Source organism: Streptomyces niveus (assembly GCF_001723055.1).
Lineage (GTDB): Bacteria > Actinomycetota > Actinomycetes > Streptomycetales > Streptomycetaceae > Streptomyces > Streptomyces niveus.
Window position 1 is genome coordinate 1 of sequence record NZ_MDCR01000600.1, and the last position, 702, is coordinate 702.

Here is a 702-nt window from a genome sequence, read left to right on the forward strand (position 1 = left end):
GCGTTGGGGGGTGGGTGCGGGGGTGTCGACCATGGGTGGCAGTAAACCATCGACCGCTGGCTTTCGGACCTCTGGAGGTGGTCGGTGCCGGGCGACAGGATGGTGGTCATGGAGATAGCTGAGAACGCGGCGCTGGTGGTCATCGATGTGCAGCGGGGATTCGAGGAGGTGGAGTACTGGGGCGTGCGGAACAACCCGGAGGCGGACGCGAACATCGCCGCGCTGATCGATGTGTGGCAGGCGAGTGGGCGGCCGGTCGTGTACACGCGGCACGACTCGACGACGTCCGGCTCGCCGCTGCGGCCGGAGCATGAGGGGAACGGGTTCAAGGACTATGTCGAGCGGCGGCGGGGGAAGGGCGCGGCCGGGGCGGAGCTGCTGGTGGTGAAGAGCGTGAACTCCGCCTTCTACGGGACGCCGGATCTGGGTGCGTGGCTGACGGCCGCGGGGATCGGGCAGCTGGTGGTGGCGGGGATCCAGACCAACATGTGTGTGGAGACGACGACGCGGATGGCCGGGAATCTCGGGTACGAGGTGCTCTTCCCGCTGGACGCGACGTACACCTTCGGCCAGGAAGGGCCCTGGGGCTGGGAGTTGACCGCGGGGGAGCTGGCGCGGGCGACGGCGGTGTCGCTGCACGGGGGTGGTTTCGCGAAAGTGGTGACGACGGAGGAGGTGGTGAAGGCGGCGTCCGTGTGACGG

1 protein-coding gene is annotated in these 702 nt (G+C 68.8%); it reads left to right on the plus strand.

Going from position 1 to position 702, the window contains the following annotated elements; all coding sequences use genetic code 11:
* Window positions 1-108: 108 nt before the first annotated feature.
* Window positions 109-699, plus strand: a complete 591-nt coding sequence (locus tag BHU15_RS37830; RefSeq protein ID WP_069631168.1) for a cysteine hydrolase family protein — start codon at window positions 109-111, stop codon at window positions 697-699.
* Window positions 700-702: the final 3 nt, after the last annotated feature.

Excerpts from the sequence above, each read along its gene's own strand:
- BHU15_RS37830 (WP_069631168.1), top strand. The coding sequence starts at position 109 with ATGGAGATAGCTGAGAACGCGGCGCTGGTGGTCATCGATGTGCAGCGG.